This window comes from Enterobacter cloacae complex sp. P12RS (assembly GCF_014895875.1).
GTDB lineage: Bacteria > Pseudomonadota > Gammaproteobacteria > Enterobacterales > Enterobacteriaceae > Enterobacter > Enterobacter bugandensis.
Window position 1 is genome coordinate 43733 of record NZ_JADBQO010000007.1, and the last position, 14195, is coordinate 57927.

The following is a 14195-nucleotide window of genomic DNA, read 5'->3' on the forward strand; positions in this document are numbered from 1 at the left end:
TGCAGCGACCTTATCGCTTAACGATGCGAATTGTCTGCCCTAAACGAGACGGCTTTTCCTCGCTCGCTTTCTGCGGGGTGGTTACGCAGGCCGTTTCCACGCAGACGAACGTTTTGTAACCGTCATCAGGGATGTCGGCCATGCTGATGGAGAGTGCAGGCCCCGGGTTCCAGCCCACCACGTTGCTGTGATGGTGATGAACCACCTCAATGCCGCGGTTCAGAGCACCGTCGTGGATCACGCTGCACGCTTCCGGATGCAGATAGACGCGGTCAGTACGGTCAGGGAACGCCTGAACGCCGTCGCTCAGCTTACCTTCCTTCGCGTTATCAACTTTGTCGATAAAGGTATCGCCCAGGCCGCTCACCTTCACTGCATTGATGTCACCCACGTTGAAGTAGGTATGCAGGGCAGAGGTGGTCTCGAACTCGCCGTGGGCTTCCAGCTCAATCTCGCAGCTCTGACCCAGTTTGAAGCGGGCATACAGGGTGAAATCATGCGGCCACAGGGCGCGGGTTTCATCATTAGCCTGCAGCTCAAAGGTCAGCACTGCGCCGTTGTCATCTTCGTTATGCGCTTTCAGCGTCCACTGCTGGTTACGGGCGAAACCGTGAGAAGGCAAACCCGGCTGTACGGACGGGCCAAACCACGGCCAGCAGATCGGTACGCCGCCGCGAATCGCATCCCCTTTTTTGAACGAGGTGGCGTCACTCAGCCACAGCGCTTCCGCTTCGCCTTCCGGTTTCCAGGAGAGCAGGTGTGCGCCGTTCAGCGCCACGGAGGCTTTAACGCGCGGGTGGTCAACGACGATAACGTCGGCACCGTCAATCTGACGGCGGGAGAGCACAGGGGTAAGTTGTTCGACTACCGGAAGTGCAAAAATTTTATTTATCATTAAGCAATCCTCTGTCTAAAAAACAATAAAAAAGGCGACCGAAGTCGCCTTTTTGGATCAATCACTCATCTCAACTTATTTGGAGATGTGAGCGATCAGGTCCAGTACTTTGTTAGAGTAGCCGGTTTCGTTGTCGTACCAGGAAACCAGTTTCACGAAGTTGTCGTTCAGTGCGATACCTGCTTTAGCATCGAACACGGAAGTGCACACTTCGCCGTTGAAATCGGTAGATACAACGTCGTCTTCGGTGTAACCCAGAACGCCTTTCATTGGGCCTTCGGAAGCAGCTTTGATTGCTTTCTTAATTTCTTCATAAGAAGCAGCTTTTTCCAGACGAACGGTCAGGTCAACAACGGATACGTTAGGAGTTGGAACGCGGAACGCCATACCAGTCAGTTTGCCATTCAGTTCTGGCAGTACTTTACCTACAGCTTTAGCAGCACCGGTAGAGGATGGGATGATGTTCTGAGCCGCGCCACGGCCGCCGCGCCAGTCTTTGTGAGACGGGCCGTCAACGGTTTTCTGAGTAGCGGTGGTCGCGTGAACGGTAGTCATCAGACCTTCGATGATGCCGAAGTTGTCGTTGATTACTTTAGCCAGCGGTGCCAGGCAGTTGGTGGTGCAGGATGCGTTAGAAACGATGTCCTGGCCAGCGTAAGTTTCGAAGTTTGCACCGCGAACGAACATTGGGGTGTTGTCTTTGGAAGGACCAGTCAGAACAACTTTCTTCGCACCCGCAGTGATGTGTTTACGTGCAGTTTCGTCGGTCAGGAAGATACCGGTTGCTTCAGCAACAACGTCAACACCGATTTCGTTCCATTTCAGGTTAGCTGGGTCTTTCTCAGCAGTAACGCGGATGGTTTTGCCGTTAACAACCAGGTGGCCGTCTTTCACTTCAACGGTGCCGTCGAAACGACCGTGAGTTGAGTCGTACTTCAGCATGTACGCCATGTATTCAGCGTCCAGGAGATCGTTGATACCAACGATTTCGATGTCAGAACGTTTCTGAGCAGCACGGAAAACAATACGGCCGATACGGCCAAAACCGTTGATACCTACTTTGATAGTCATATATTCCACCAGCTATTTGTTAGTGAATAAAAGGTTGCCTGTAAAATTACAAAAACCTTACGCAGCGTCAAGCGGAATCGTGTCAATCATTGCGACAAATCAATCCTGTGACTAACGTTTGTGCGACTGACTCGCCTCACTTTCCCTTTGAGCTTGCAACCACATGGGGGCTGCGCCCGGAATTTTAAAGTCCTCGCAGGATAAAAATGTGAACGTGATCACAATTGCCTGACCGCCTTTTCGCGACACATAAGTTTAGAACAAAAGTGCACGCAAGGGTGTTAATGTTTTGTTAGAATCCGGGTTAAAAGATGTCTGTTTCTACAGCGAGATGTAAGCATATGTCGAACCAACATAACCCTGACGATCTGAAAAAAAACCTCACCGAAATGCAGTTTTACGTGACCCAGAATCACGGCACGGAGCCGCCATTTACCGGGCGATTACTGCACAACAAGCGAGACGGTGTCTATCACTGTCTGGTCTGCGATGCCCCGCTGTTCAATTCACAAACGAAATACGACTCCGGCTGCGGCTGGCCGAGCTTTTACGAGCCGGTGAGCGATGACGCAATTCGCTATCTGACCGACTCGTCGCACGGTATGGTGCGCACGGAAATTCGCTGCGGTAACTGCGACGCGCACCTGGGGCACGTCTTCCCGGACGGTCCTCAGCCAACGGGTGAGCGTTTCTGCGTGAATTCAGCCTCAATGAGCTTCACCGATGATGAAAACGGCGACCAGATTAAGGGTTGAAAAAACGATTCAGCAAATTATTCCTTTGAAAGGGAGAGATCGTGAATATTGAGGACATGATTAACGGGATGACCCCGGAAGTTTATCAACGCCTGGTGACCGCCGTTGAGCTGGGAAAATGGCCGGACGGTGTGGCGCTCACGCCTGAGCAAAAAGAGAACAGTTTGCAGCTGGTGATGCTTTGGCAGGCGCGCAATAACACCGATGCGCAACACATGACAATCGACACTAACGGTCAGATGGTGATGAAGAGCAAGCGCGAGCTGAAGGAAGATTTTGGCATCACGCCGAAGCCGATTGCGACGATCAAAATGCAATAACTGTGCGGGTTGATGCCCTCACCAGGCCCTCTCTCTGTGGGAGAGGGCCTGTGTCTTACTACTTATGCGGGATCCCTAGCGACTCCGCCAGCTGTTTCGCTAACTGATTATTGTCGTCTGCACCGTACTCCCAGAACATCGCCCCGGCGAGACCCTTCTCTTTGATGTAGTCCGCCTTGATCGCGACAGAACGCGGATTCTCATACGAAATCGCAAACAGCGCGTTGCCATCGGCACCCTTTACCGAGAGCCACGGTACCTTCGCCTGGTCGTCCCAGTGTTCGGTAAAACGCTTCTGCGGATCGTTCAGCAGCTTCTTCACGATATCGTTGTACTTCACGTAGGTATCTTTAGTCAGGTCATAGCCGAGCGACTTAAACAGGGCGATCTCCTGCGGTCCAAAGTAGGGCTGTGTGACCGGATTTTTTTGCGCGTCCGGCTTGCTCCAGTCAATGCCCGGTTCAACCGCACGTTTCGGTACGCGGCCGTAAAAACCGATCCCGAGGTTCATCTGCTTCGGCTTAAGTCCGGCGGCCAGATAGTTGTTCACCACAAAATCGACGCTGTATTTGTCGGCGGCAGCCACCGTTGGCCAGGCGCTGGAGTCATACAGGTTCGCGTTGAAGTACTGTGTCCCGTACGCCATGTCGTAGGTCATCAGGTTGATGTAGTCGAGGAGCGGGGCGATGGCTTTGACATCCACCCAGCTTTTCGGACTTTCCGCATTCGCGCCCACCGCAATGGTCACCAGCTTTTTCTGCCCGAACGCGTCGCGCATCTCTTTCAGCAGGGCGGTGAAGTTATCCCTGTCGGCGGGCTGGCTTGCAACCAGCCCCCACGCGCCGTTGACCGGATATTCCCAGTCGAGATCGATCCCGTCCAGACCGTATTTCTCAACAATTTCCTTCGCAGAGCGGATAAACACCGCGCGACTCTCATGGGTTGCCGCTGCGCCAGAGAAACCGCGCGCCCCCCAGCCGCCAACGGAGAGCAGGACTTTCAGGTTCGGGTTTTGTTTACGCAGGGTCGGGATAAGGGCCAGATCGGATGCCACTTTTGGCGACAGCCAGATTTGATGCAGCTTCGCCGGATCTTTCAGCGCAGGGTTGGTCTCATCTTTCTCGTTGTTATAAACAAGACCAAACGAGTAGTTCAGATGGGTGATCTGACGAACGTCCAGTTTATTGATATCGCCACCCGGTCCGGCGGTGACGTCGCCACCCCCGTTAAAGTAGCCCACGGACATCAGAGGTGCGGCGGAAGCAAGCGACGCGCAAAGCAAGGGTAATGCTGCCAGCAGGGGCAAACGTTTCATACAAGTTCCTCTTTGACTTAATAAAAATAACCACGCCACAGAAAAGGCGTGGCGAAAAAACAGCCTGAAGAGAATAGCATTGCCGCTTCGCTGAGGATGCGAGGGAGTTCACTTTATGGGGATTGGTGAGGGGTTTTGCCGGGTAAGCATCAGCGCCACCCGGCCTAAAAGGCTACGCCTGCGTTTCCTGCCAGTCTGCCAGCGTATACAGCGTGGCACCTTCGGCGGCCATATCCATAAATGCCTGAGCGCTGTCCTGTGGTTGGATGTTCACCCCACGACAGCCGTCGGTGATGACGCTAACGGTATAACCCAGCTGGAGCGCGTCCAGCACGGTAAATTTCACGCAGTAATCCGTCGCCAGACCCAGCACGATCAGCTCCGTGATTTCATGGTGACGTAACCACGCGTCCAGCGCCGTCTTCTGGCGATGCCCGTTATCGAAAAACGCGCTGTAGCTGTCGATAGCCGGGTTTTCACCTTTATGGAACACCGCGTCGATGGCCTTCTGATTCAGGAGCGGGTGCAGCTCCGCTCCTTCGGTCTGCTGCACGCAGTGATCCGGCCAGAAGGTTTGCGCCAGACCGTCGAGTTCACCCTGGGTGAAAGGCTCAACGTTGTGCTGGCTGGCAAAGCTGCCGTGGTTCGCCGGGTGCCAGTCCTGGCTGGCGACAACCGCTTCACCGCGGGCTTTGCACCAGTCAATCAGGGTATTTGCCACGTCAACGGTGCTGTCACCTTCGGCGACGGCCAGCGCGCCGCCCGCGCAGAAATCATTTTGCAAATCGACCAGTAGCAGGGCGCGTTGCTTCATGAGAGCTCCTTATTCGTCCGGGGTCAGCTCGCCGCGAAGGTTTTGCATCATTGCGCGGCGAATGGACTGAATGTCCAGATCCTGACTCAGTAAATAGTGAAGTTTAGTCAGCGTCGCCTCAACGGTCATATCGAAGCCGCTGATCACCCCCGCGTGCGCCAGCGCGTTGCCGGTGGCATAGCCGCCCATATTGACCTTGCCAGACATGCACTGGGTCAGGTTTACCACCACAATTCCGCGCTCGCTGGCTTCCTGAAGCTCCTTCAGAAATTCGCCGTTCTGCGGAGCGTTGCCGACGCCATAGGAACGGAGGATCAGCGCTTTCACCGGCTGGCGCAGGAAGTTGCGCACCACGTCCGCGGAGATGCCCGGATAAATGGTGACCACGCCAATCGGCTGCGGGGTAATCGGATGCACAATCAGCTCGCCGGCGGTGTTCGGTGCCGGAGGCGTTCCCAGACGACGGATATGAATACCCGCTTCCAGCAGCGGCTGCAGGTTAGGGGAGGCAAAGGCATCAAAACCGTCGGCATGGGCTTTGGTGGTGCGGTTGCCGCGATACAGGCGATTGTTAAAGAACAGCGACACTTCGTTGATCGGGTAATTCGCCGCCACGTACAGGGAGTTCAGCAGGTTGATCTGCCCGTCCGAGCGCAGCTCCGCCAACGGTATTTGCGACCCGGTGACGATCACCGGCTTGCTCAGGTTCTCCAGCATGAAGGAGAGCGCCGAAGCGGTGAACGCCATGGTGTCGGTGCCGTGCAGGATCACGAAGCCGTCGTACTGGTCGTAATGGGCTTTAATGTCATCCGCGATGTGCTGCCAGTCTTCCGGCGTCATGTCGGAGGAGTCCATCAGCGGCTCGTATTCATGGATGGTGAAGTCAGGCATTTCCGGACGGTGGAATTCAGGCATCAGCGCAAGCTGACGCTGCAGATGGCCGGAGACGGGGATATAGCCATTTTCAGAGCGCTGCATACCGATGGTACCGCCAGTGTAGGCTACATAAATCGATTTCTTCTGCATGGTAGTGAGTTCTTGTTCTTCAAAAGAAAAAAATCCCCTCTTCACGGGAAGAGGGGACGGTTTTTAACGGACGTTCGCGCAGGTCAGGCAAAACGCGTAACGACTTTGTGGATCGTTAAAGGCCGCAAGCTTATCGCTTTCCGCCTTCATCGCTTTCGCAGCCGTGGTCACCGGGGCCGGCAGGTACGCCTGCAGCGCCTCCGGCAGCATGGCGCGTACGGAAACGGACATACTGTCCATCACCATATCGAAGAACGACGGTTCGTCCTGATAATACTCAACGTGCCACTGCTTGAGCTTCGCCAGTTCGGCGGCTTTCTTCACCGCGTCGTCGAAGTCGCCCAGGCTGTCGACCAGACCGTTACTCTTCGCATCCTGTCCGGTCCAGACGTGGCCCTGAGCAATCTGGTCGATCTGTTCCGGCGTCTTCTTACGCGAGTCGGCAACCAGCGTGATAAAGCGTTTATAGCCGTTCTCAATGCTCAGCTGCATCATCTCTGAAACTTCCGGCGGCAGAGATTTGGTCATCGACACATCCGCCAGCGGCGACGTGGAAACACCATCGGTATGCACGCCCAGATAATCCAGGCTGTTTTCCACGGTGTTAATCACCCCGAAGATGCCAATCGAGCCGGTCAGCGTGCTTGGGTTCGCCACAATATAGTTGGCAGGCGTGGAGATCCAGTACCCGCCAGACGCGGCCATGCCGCCCATGGATACGACGATCGGCTTGCCAGCGGCACGCGCTGCGGCCAGCTCGGCGCGGATCACTTCGGAAGCGCTAACGCTGCCGCCAGGGCTGTTCACCCGCAGGACAATCGCTTTCACTTTCGGGTCAAGGCGTGCATCGCGGATTTGCGACGCGGTAGTATCACCCCCGACGTTCCCCGGGGTTTCCTGACCGTCCATGATAGCGCCGTTAGCAAACACCACGGCTACGCTGTCGCCGCTGTCGTCCGGCTTTTTCGCAGCATAGTCATACATGCTGATGGCGCTGTAGTTTTTGTCCTCTTTGCTCCAGCCAAACTGTTTGGTCAGGGCTTTTTCGATATCTGCACTGGTGCCCAGCGCGTCAACCAGCTTGTTGTCGAGGGCATATTTCGCGGTATCACCGTCGACCTTGCGCAGTCCATCCAGCACGCCGCGAGCGCCAGGGAACACCTGCTCAGCGGTAATTTGACGGTTAGCGGCAACGGTACCCAGATAGTTCTGCCACAGCTCGCCAATCCAGCGGCTGTCCGCTTCACGGGCGGCAGGGGACATATCGTCGCGGATAAACGGCTCCACGGCAGATTTATAGGTGCCGACGCGGAAGACGTGGGTGGTGACCTTCAGCTTGTCGAGCAGCGATTTGTAGTACAGGCCGTTGGTGGCAAAACCGTGCAGATCGACCGTTCCCTGTGGCGAAAGCCAGATCTTATTGGCGAAGCTTGCCAGATAATATTGTCCCTGGCTGTAGCTGTCGCCCACGGCAATCACCGGCTTGCCGCTGTCGCGGAACTCGCGCAGCGCTTTACCGATGTACTGCATAGAAGGCTGGTCGCCGCCGGCAAAATCTTTCAGATCCAGCACGATCCCGGTGATGTTTCGGTCGTCTTTGGCCTGACGGATAGTATCGACGATATCGAACAGGGAGTTCTCCTGCAGGCGGTCTGACGTCGCGCCAAACAGCTGGCGGCCGATCACCCCCAGACGATTGCTGGTGGACGGTTTATCAACGATCACGCCGGTGATATCGAGTAACAGGGCCCCACGAGTCGAATGCTGCGCCTGATTCGCGTTGCTGATATGCATCCAGATGCCCGCGCAAACCAGAACCAGCAGGATGAAGAAGATGTTCATCACCAGGTTGCGGACGAAGTTGAGCAGTCGCCACGTCCATTTAAAGAAACCGGCAAAGATTCGCCAAAGGGTTCGCATGTATTCTCCCTAACCAGAAAATGACTGTTTCCGTCGCCACTGGACGGTAATGTTGGGTTATCGTAATGACCCAACCGCCACTTGTCAGCAGGAATCGCCTGCCAGGCTGTAACAAAATCTGCCGTCGTGTTAATTTTGTGAGTAAATTTCAAGAAAGGAGTTAACCAATGGATGCACTCGAACTGCTTGTTAACCGTCGTAGCGCGTCTCGTCTGGCCGAACCCGCCCCTGCTGGCGAGCAACTGGAAAACATTCTGCGTGCCGGCATGCGTGCGCCGGATCATGGCACGCTGCAGCCGTGGCACTTCTTTGTGATTGAAGGCGAAGGCCGCGATCGCTTCAGTCAGCTGCTGGAGCAGGGGGCAGTTGCCGCCGGGCAGGATGAGAAAGGTATCGACAAGGCGCGTAACGCGCCGTTCCGCGCCCCGATGATTATCGCTGTCGTGGCGAAATGCCAGGCCGACCATAAGGTGCCGGTCTGGGAGCAGGAAATGTCTGCCGGCTGTGCGGTGATGGCGATGCAGATGGCCGCCGTTGCGCAGGGTTTTAACGGTATCTGGCGCACCGGGCCGCTGACCGAGAGCGCCGCAGTGCGGGCAGGATTCTCCTGCGGTGAGCACGATAAAATTGTCGGTTTCCTTTACCTCGGCACCCCGCAGCTTAAAGCCTCCAGCACCATTAGCGTGCCGGACACCACGCCTTTCGTCAGCCGTTTTTAATTACACGCGCTAAACTGTCTGGATTCTGAGCATCCGCCGCAGAATTCAGACAGTCATACTTACCTCTTTATGGAATGAGCGCTACCATAGCGCGATTGAGATGACAGGAGACGTCCATGAGCGAGCAAACCATTCGTTTAACGCAGTACAGCCACGGAGCCGGTTGCGGTTGTAAAATTTCCCCGAAAGTGCTGGAGACCATTCTGCACAGTGAACAGGCGAAGTTTGTCGACCCGAACCTGCTTGTCGGCAACGAAACGCGTGACGATGCGGCGGTTTATGACTTAGGTAACGGCACCAGCATTATCAGCACCACTGACTTCTTTATGCCGATTGTTGATAACCCGTTCGACTTCGGGCGCATCGCGGCCACCAACGCCATCAGCGATATCTTCGCCATGGGCGGTAAGCCGATCATGGCCATCGCCATTCTGGGCTGGCCGATCAACACCATTCCACCGGAAATCGCCCGCGAGGTGATTGATGGCGGGCGTTTCGCCTGCCAGCAGGCGGGGATTGCCCTGGCTGGGGGCCACTCGATTGATGCGCCAGAGCCGATCTTCGGCCTGGCCGTTACCGGCGTGGTGCCGACCGAGCGCGTGAAGCGCAACAGCACCGCGCAGGCGGGCTGCAAGCTGTTCCTCACCAAGCCGCTGGGCATTGGCGTGCTCACCACCGCTGAGAAAAAATCCCTGCTCAAACCGGAGCACAAAGGGCTGGCGACGGAGGTCATGTGCCAGATGAACCTCGCCGGCGCGGCGTTCGCCAATATCGACGGCGTAAAGGCGATGACCGACGTCACCGGTTTTGGCCTGCTGGGGCACCTCTCTGAAGTCTGTCAGGGGGCGGGCGTGCAGGCGCAGGTCTGGTATCAGGATGTGCCGAAGCTGCCTGGCGTGGAAGAGTACATTGCCCAGGGCGCGGTTCCGGGCGGTACCCAGCGCAACTTCGCCAGCTACGGTCACCTGATGGGCGAAATGCCTGAGGCGTGGCGCAACCTGCTATGTGATCCGCAAACCTCCGGAGGCCTGCTGCTGGCCGTCACGCCGGAATCCGAAGCCGAGGTTCAGGCAACCGCCGCCGAGTTTGGCATCACCCTGACGGCGATCGGCGAACTGGTGACCGCCCGCGGCGGCCGACCGATGATTGAGATCCGTTAATTCGATGCGGTTGTTTATTGCCGAAAAGCCGAGCCTGGCCCGTGCCATCGCCGACGTGTTGCCTAAACCGCATCGTAAAGGCGACGGCTTTATCGAATGCGGTAACGGGCAGGTGGTCACCTGGTGTATCGGCCACCTGCTTGAACAGGCGCAGCCGGACGTCTACGACAGCCGCTACGCCCGCTGGAACCTCAACGACCTGCCCATCGTGCCGGAAAAGTGGCGTCTTCAGCCTCGTCCGTCCGTCACCAAACAGCTTAACGTCATCAAGCGCTTCCTGCATGAGGCGACGGAAGTGGTCCACGCAGGTGACCCGGACAGAGAAGGGCAGCTGCTGGTGGACGAAGTGCTGGACTATCTTGAGCTGGCGCGGGAAAAGCGCCAGCAGGTGCAGCGCTGCCTGATCAACGACCTCAACCCGCAGGCCGTTGAGCGGGCGATCTCGCGCCTGCGTTCCAACAGCGAGTTTATTCCGCTGTGCGTCTCTGCTTTAGCGCGCGCCCGCGCCGACTGGCTGTACGGCATCAACATGACCCGCGCCTACACTATCCTCGGGCGTAACGCGGGCTATCAGGGCGTACTCTCCGTGGGCCGCGTGCAGACGCCGGTGCTGGGGCTGGTGGTGCGTCGCGACGAAGAGATCGAGAACTTCGTCGCCAAAGATTTCTTTGAAGTGAAAGCGCATATCGTCACGCCTAAAGACGAGCGCTTTACCGCCGTCTGGCAGCCGAGCGACGCTTGCGAGTCGTACCAGGATGAAGAGGGGCGCCTGCTGCACCGTCCGCTGGCGGAGCATGTGGTTAATCGTATTACCGGCCAGCCGGCCATCGTTACCAGCTATAACGATAAACGGGAATCAGAACCCGCGCCGCTGCCGTTCTCCCTTTCTGCTCTGCAGATTGAGGCCGCGAAGCGCTTTGGCCTCAGCGCGCAGAACGTGCTGGATATCTGCCAGAAACTCTACGAAACTCACAAGCTGATCACCTATCCGCGTTCGGACAGCCGCTATCTGCCGGAAGAGCACTTTGCCGGACGTCATTCGGTGATGAACGCCATTAGCGTGCACGCGCCGGATTTGCTGCCGCAGCCGGTGGTGAACCCAGATACCCATAACCGCTGCTGGGATGATAAAAAGGTGGACGCCCACCACGCGATTATCCCGACGGCGCGCGCCAGCAGCGTCAACCTGACCGACAACGAAGCGAAGGTCTATAACCTGATCGCCCGTCAGTACCTGATGCAGTTCTGCCCGGACGCGGTGTTCCGCAAGTGCGTCATCGAGCTGGAAATTGCCAAAGGCAAGTTTATCGCTAAAGCGCGTTTCCTCGCGGAAGCGGGCTGGCGCACGCTCCTCGGTAACAAAGAGCGCGATGAGGAGAACGACGGCACGCCGCTGCCGGTGGTCGCTAAAGACGACGAACTGCTGTGCGAGAAGGGCGAAGTGGTTGAACGTCAGACCCAGCCGCCGCGCCACTTCACCGATGCGACGCTGCTGTCAGCCATGACCGGGATCGCCCGCTTTGTGCAGGATAAAGATCTGAAGAAGATCCTGCGCGCCACCGATGGACTGGGTACGGAAGCAACCCGCGCGGGGATCATCGAGCTGCTCTTTAAGCGAGGTTTTCTTGAGAAAAAGGGGCGCTACATCCACTCAACGGAACCGGGCCGGGCGCTCATACACTCCCTGCCGGAGCTGGCCGCAAGGCCGGACATGACCGCGCACTGGGAATCCGTGCTGACGCAAATCAGCGAAAAGCAGTGCCGCTATCAGGACTTTATGCAGCCGCTGGTGGGGACGCTTTACCAGCTGATCGATCAGGCGCGCAGCACGCCGGTGAAGCGGTTCAGAGGCATGGTTGCACCCGGTGGTGGCGCGAAGAAACCGTTCAAAAAGAAAAAGAGCGCGGCCTGATACGCCCGGTTTTCTCCCTCTCCCCGTGGGAGAGGGCACCCGGCCGCACGATATAAACCTTAAATCACGCCCTGCCCAATCATCGCATCCGCCACCTTCACGAACCCGGCGATATTCGCCCCGCGCACGTAGTTGGTTTGCGATGCCTCGCCGCCGTACTCGACGCAGGCATGGTGAATATCCAGCATGATGTGGTGCAAACGGGCATCCACTTTCTCCGCCTTCCAGCCGAGCCGCGCCGCGTTTTGCGCCATCTCCAGGCCGGAGGTCGCCACGCCGCCCGCGTTTGCCGCCTTGCCTGGCGCAAACAGCACGCCCGCCTCCAGGAACAGATCCGTCGCCTCGATAGTGGTCGGCATATTCGCCCCTTCCGCTACCGCCTTCACGCCGTTGCTAATTAGCGTGCGCGCGGCGTCCGCGTCCAGTTCGTTTTGCGTGGCGCACGGCAGGGCGATATCCACCGGCACGCCCCACGGCTGTTTGCCTTCCAGATACGTCAGGCCAAACTCCGCGGCATAATCGACAAGTCGGCCATCGCGGCTGGCTTTGATTTCGCACAGGCGCGCCAGTTTCTCCGCCGTAAAGCCCGCTTCGTCCACTACCGTGCCTTTAGAGTCGGAGGCCGTCACCACGCGGGCACCAAACTGCATCACTTTTTCGATAGCGTACTGCGCCACGTTACCGGAGCCGGAGACCGCCACGCGCATCCCCTCGAAACCTAAGCCGTGACGCTTGAGCATTGCCTCGGTGAAATAAACCAGGCCGTAGCCGGTCGCCTCCGGGCGGATCAGGCTGCCGCCAAACGATAGCCCTTTGCCGGTAAAGACGCAGGCGCTGTTGTTGGAGAGCTTTTTCATCATCCCGGCCATAAAGCCCACTTCGCGGGCCCCCACGCCGATATCCCCCGCCGGTACGTCGGTGTCCGGGCCGAGGTGGCGGTAGAGCTCGGTCATTAGCGCCTGACAGAAACGCATCACTTCGCCTTCGCTTTTGCCTTTCGGGTCGAAATCGCTCCCGCCTTTACCGCCGCCCATTGGCAGGGTGGTGAGCGCGTTTTTAAACGTCTGTTCAAAGCCAAGGAATTTCAGAATCGACAGGTTCACGGAAGGGTGGAAGCGCATGCCGCCCTTAAACGGGCCGATGGCGGAGTTAAACTGCACGCGCCAGGCACGGTTGACCTGTACCTGGTTGCGGTCATCCACCCAGGTCACGCGGAACTGGATCACACGCTCTGGTTCAACCAGACGTTCCAGCAGCGACAGTTGACGATAGCGCGGGTTTTCTTCAAGGAACGGCCAGAGGGTAGTCATTACTTCACGAACGGCCTGAGCAAATTCGCTTTGGTGCGGGTCGCGCTGCTGAACATAGGCAAGGAAACTTTCCAGAGAGCGTGTCTGATCCATAAATATAAGAACTTCTTATAGTCATTAATGTATGTTGCTTATGCGATTTGTGTTGTTTTTTTGACTATACCACCCGTACCGCTTTGTGAAGCAAGCAGAAATGTGGACCGAAAGGGAAATTAATGACCCGGGCCGCGTCATAACAAAAAGCGATGGCGCGCTAAATTAAAGATTCTGCCCGATTTACCGTTATAGTCATTATCAGGACACAACAGGAAGAGAAGTCTATGAACCGTTACGTGATGGCCGCGTTATCATTGATGTTGACCGCAGGCGCGCAGGCTGACCGCATTCGCCCGGATGTAGAAGTGAACGTGCCGCCGGAGGTGTTTAGCTCCAGCGGCCAGCGCGCGCAGCCGTGTAACCAATGCTGCATCTACCAGGATCAAAACTATTCTGAAGGGGCCGTCGTGAAGGCGGATGGCGTGCTGCTGCAGTGCCAGCGCGATGAACGTACCATCAGCACGAATCCGCTGGTCTGGCGTCGCGTAAAAGAATAAACGCCTCCAGCAGCGGAATATCCGCCGGAGCTAACTCATAACTGAAAGCCTCTTCCGGCGTACACCACGCCAGCGCGCTGTGGTAGTGCGCCGTTAACTCCCCGCTGAAGTGGGGTACGTGCCAGGCGTGCAGGTTGATTAACCGCTGTGATACCTCGCGCTGATGGCTCGCCACGTACTGCTCAGGCTGAGCCTCGATACCCAGCTCTTCACGCAGCTCGCGGATAAGCGCCTCAGGCTGGGTTTCTCCGGCCTCCACTTTGCCGCCAGCGAACTCCCACATTCCCGGCTGGTCGGCGTGAGCAGGGCGCTGCGCCAGTAAAATTTTGTCGTCTTTTTCGATGATGGCCGCAACGACATCGACTGTTTTTAGCATGGTCGTCAA

General features: G+C 57.1%; 14 protein-coding genes. 6 read left to right on the top strand and 8 right to left on the bottom strand.

Annotation, left to right across the window (positions count from 1 at the left end):
• Positions 1 to 10: 10 nt before the first annotated feature.
• Together IM284_RS03130 and gapA are read right to left on the bottom strand one after the other, a co-directional pair.
• Positions 11 to 895, bottom strand: coding sequence for a D-hexose-6-phosphate mutarotase (locus tag IM284_RS03130; RefSeq protein WP_045261609.1), 885 nt, complete (start codon positions 893 to 895; stop codon positions 11 to 13).
• 75 nt (positions 896 to 970) lie between these two features.
• A complete protein-coding gene (gene gapA / locus IM284_RS03135; RefSeq protein WP_006809136.1) occupies positions 971 to 1966 on the bottom strand; it encodes a glyceraldehyde-3-phosphate dehydrogenase in 996 nt (331 codons plus the stop codon).
• A gap of 341 nt (positions 1967 to 2307) precedes the next feature.
• Here gapA and msrB point away from each other — a divergent pair, with 341 nt between their 5' ends.
• Together msrB and IM284_RS03145 are read left to right on the top strand one after the other, a co-directional pair.
• Positions 2308 to 2721, top strand: a complete 414-nt coding sequence (gene msrB / locus IM284_RS03140; protein WP_028012770.1) for a peptide-methionine (R)-S-oxide reductase MsrB — start codon at positions 2308 to 2310, stop codon at positions 2719 to 2721.
• A 41-nt stretch (positions 2722 to 2762) separates the two neighbouring features.
• On the top strand, positions 2763 to 3041 hold the full coding sequence (locus IM284_RS03145; RefSeq protein ID WP_028012771.1) for a YeaC family protein: 279 nt from the start codon (positions 2763 to 2765) through the stop codon (positions 3039 to 3041).
• Positions 3042 to 3099: 58 nt separating this feature from the next.
• On the opposite strand, the gene IM284_RS03150 is transcribed toward IM284_RS03145, so the two are convergent.
• The 4 genes from IM284_RS03150 to sppA form a co-directional block, all read right to left on the bottom strand.
• The gene (locus IM284_RS03150; RefSeq protein WP_047368336.1) at positions 3100 to 4356 is read right to left on the bottom strand and encodes a glycoside hydrolase family 18 protein; all 1257 of its coding nucleotides are present in this window, start codon (positions 4354 to 4356) and stop codon (positions 3100 to 3102) included.
• A 172-nt stretch (positions 4357 to 4528) separates the two neighbouring features.
• Positions 4529 to 5170: a bifunctional nicotinamidase/pyrazinamidase gene (gene pncA / locus IM284_RS03155; RefSeq protein ID WP_028012773.1), complete on the bottom strand. Its 642-nt coding sequence runs from the start codon at positions 5168 to 5170 to the stop codon at positions 4529 to 4531.
• Positions 5171 to 5179: 9 nt separating this feature from the next.
• The gene (gene ansA / locus IM284_RS03160; RefSeq protein ID WP_028012774.1) at positions 5180 to 6196 is read right to left on the bottom strand and encodes an asparaginase; all 1017 of its coding nucleotides are present in this window, start codon (positions 6194 to 6196) and stop codon (positions 5180 to 5182) included.
• Between the two features lie 63 nt (positions 6197 to 6259).
• The gene (sppA, locus tag IM284_RS03165; RefSeq protein ID WP_028012775.1) at positions 6260 to 8116 is read right to left on the bottom strand and encodes a signal peptide peptidase SppA; all 1857 of its coding nucleotides are present in this window, start codon (positions 8114 to 8116) and stop codon (positions 6260 to 6262) included.
• 167 nt (positions 8117 to 8283) lie between these two features.
• Between sppA and IM284_RS03170 the strand changes: the two genes are divergently transcribed.
• From IM284_RS03170 to IM284_RS03180, 3 genes are all read left to right on the top strand, one after another.
• The gene (locus tag IM284_RS03170; RefSeq protein ID WP_045261605.1) at positions 8284 to 8835 is read left to right on the top strand and encodes an NAD(P)H nitroreductase; all 552 of its coding nucleotides are present in this window, start codon (positions 8284 to 8286) and stop codon (positions 8833 to 8835) included.
• Positions 8836 to 8951: 116 nt separating this feature from the next.
• Entirely contained in the window at positions 8952 to 9995 is a 1044-nt protein-coding gene (selD, locus tag IM284_RS03175; RefSeq protein WP_028012777.1) for a selenide, water dikinase SelD, read from the top strand.
• A 4-nt stretch (positions 9996 to 9999) separates the two neighbouring features.
• On the top strand, positions 10000 to 11907 hold the full coding sequence (locus tag IM284_RS03180; RefSeq protein WP_047368337.1) for a DNA topoisomerase III: 1908 nt from the start codon (positions 10000 to 10002) through the stop codon (positions 11905 to 11907).
• A gap of 59 nt (positions 11908 to 11966) precedes the next feature.
• Here the strand turns inward: IM284_RS03180 and gdhA are convergent, their stop codons facing one another.
• Positions 11967 to 13310 carry an NADP-specific glutamate dehydrogenase gene (gdhA, locus tag IM284_RS03185; RefSeq protein ID WP_047368338.1) on the bottom strand — a complete coding sequence of 448 codons (1344 nt, stop codon included), beginning with the start codon at positions 13308 to 13310 and terminating at the stop codon, positions 11967 to 11969.
• Positions 13311 to 13537: 227 nt separating this feature from the next.
• Between gdhA and IM284_RS03190 the strand changes: the two genes are divergently transcribed.
• Positions 13538 to 13810, top strand: coding sequence for a YnjH family protein (locus IM284_RS03190; RefSeq protein ID WP_028012780.1), 273 nt, complete (start codon positions 13538 to 13540; stop codon positions 13808 to 13810).
• Here IM284_RS03190 and IM284_RS03195 read toward each other — a convergent pair.
• Entirely contained in the window at positions 13770 to 14186 is a 417-nt protein-coding gene (locus IM284_RS03195; RefSeq protein WP_047368339.1) for a pyrimidine (deoxy)nucleoside triphosphate diphosphatase, read from the bottom strand. The two genes, IM284_RS03190 and IM284_RS03195, sit on opposite strands and share 41 nt — an antisense overlap.
• Positions 14187 to 14195: the final 9 nt, after the last annotated feature.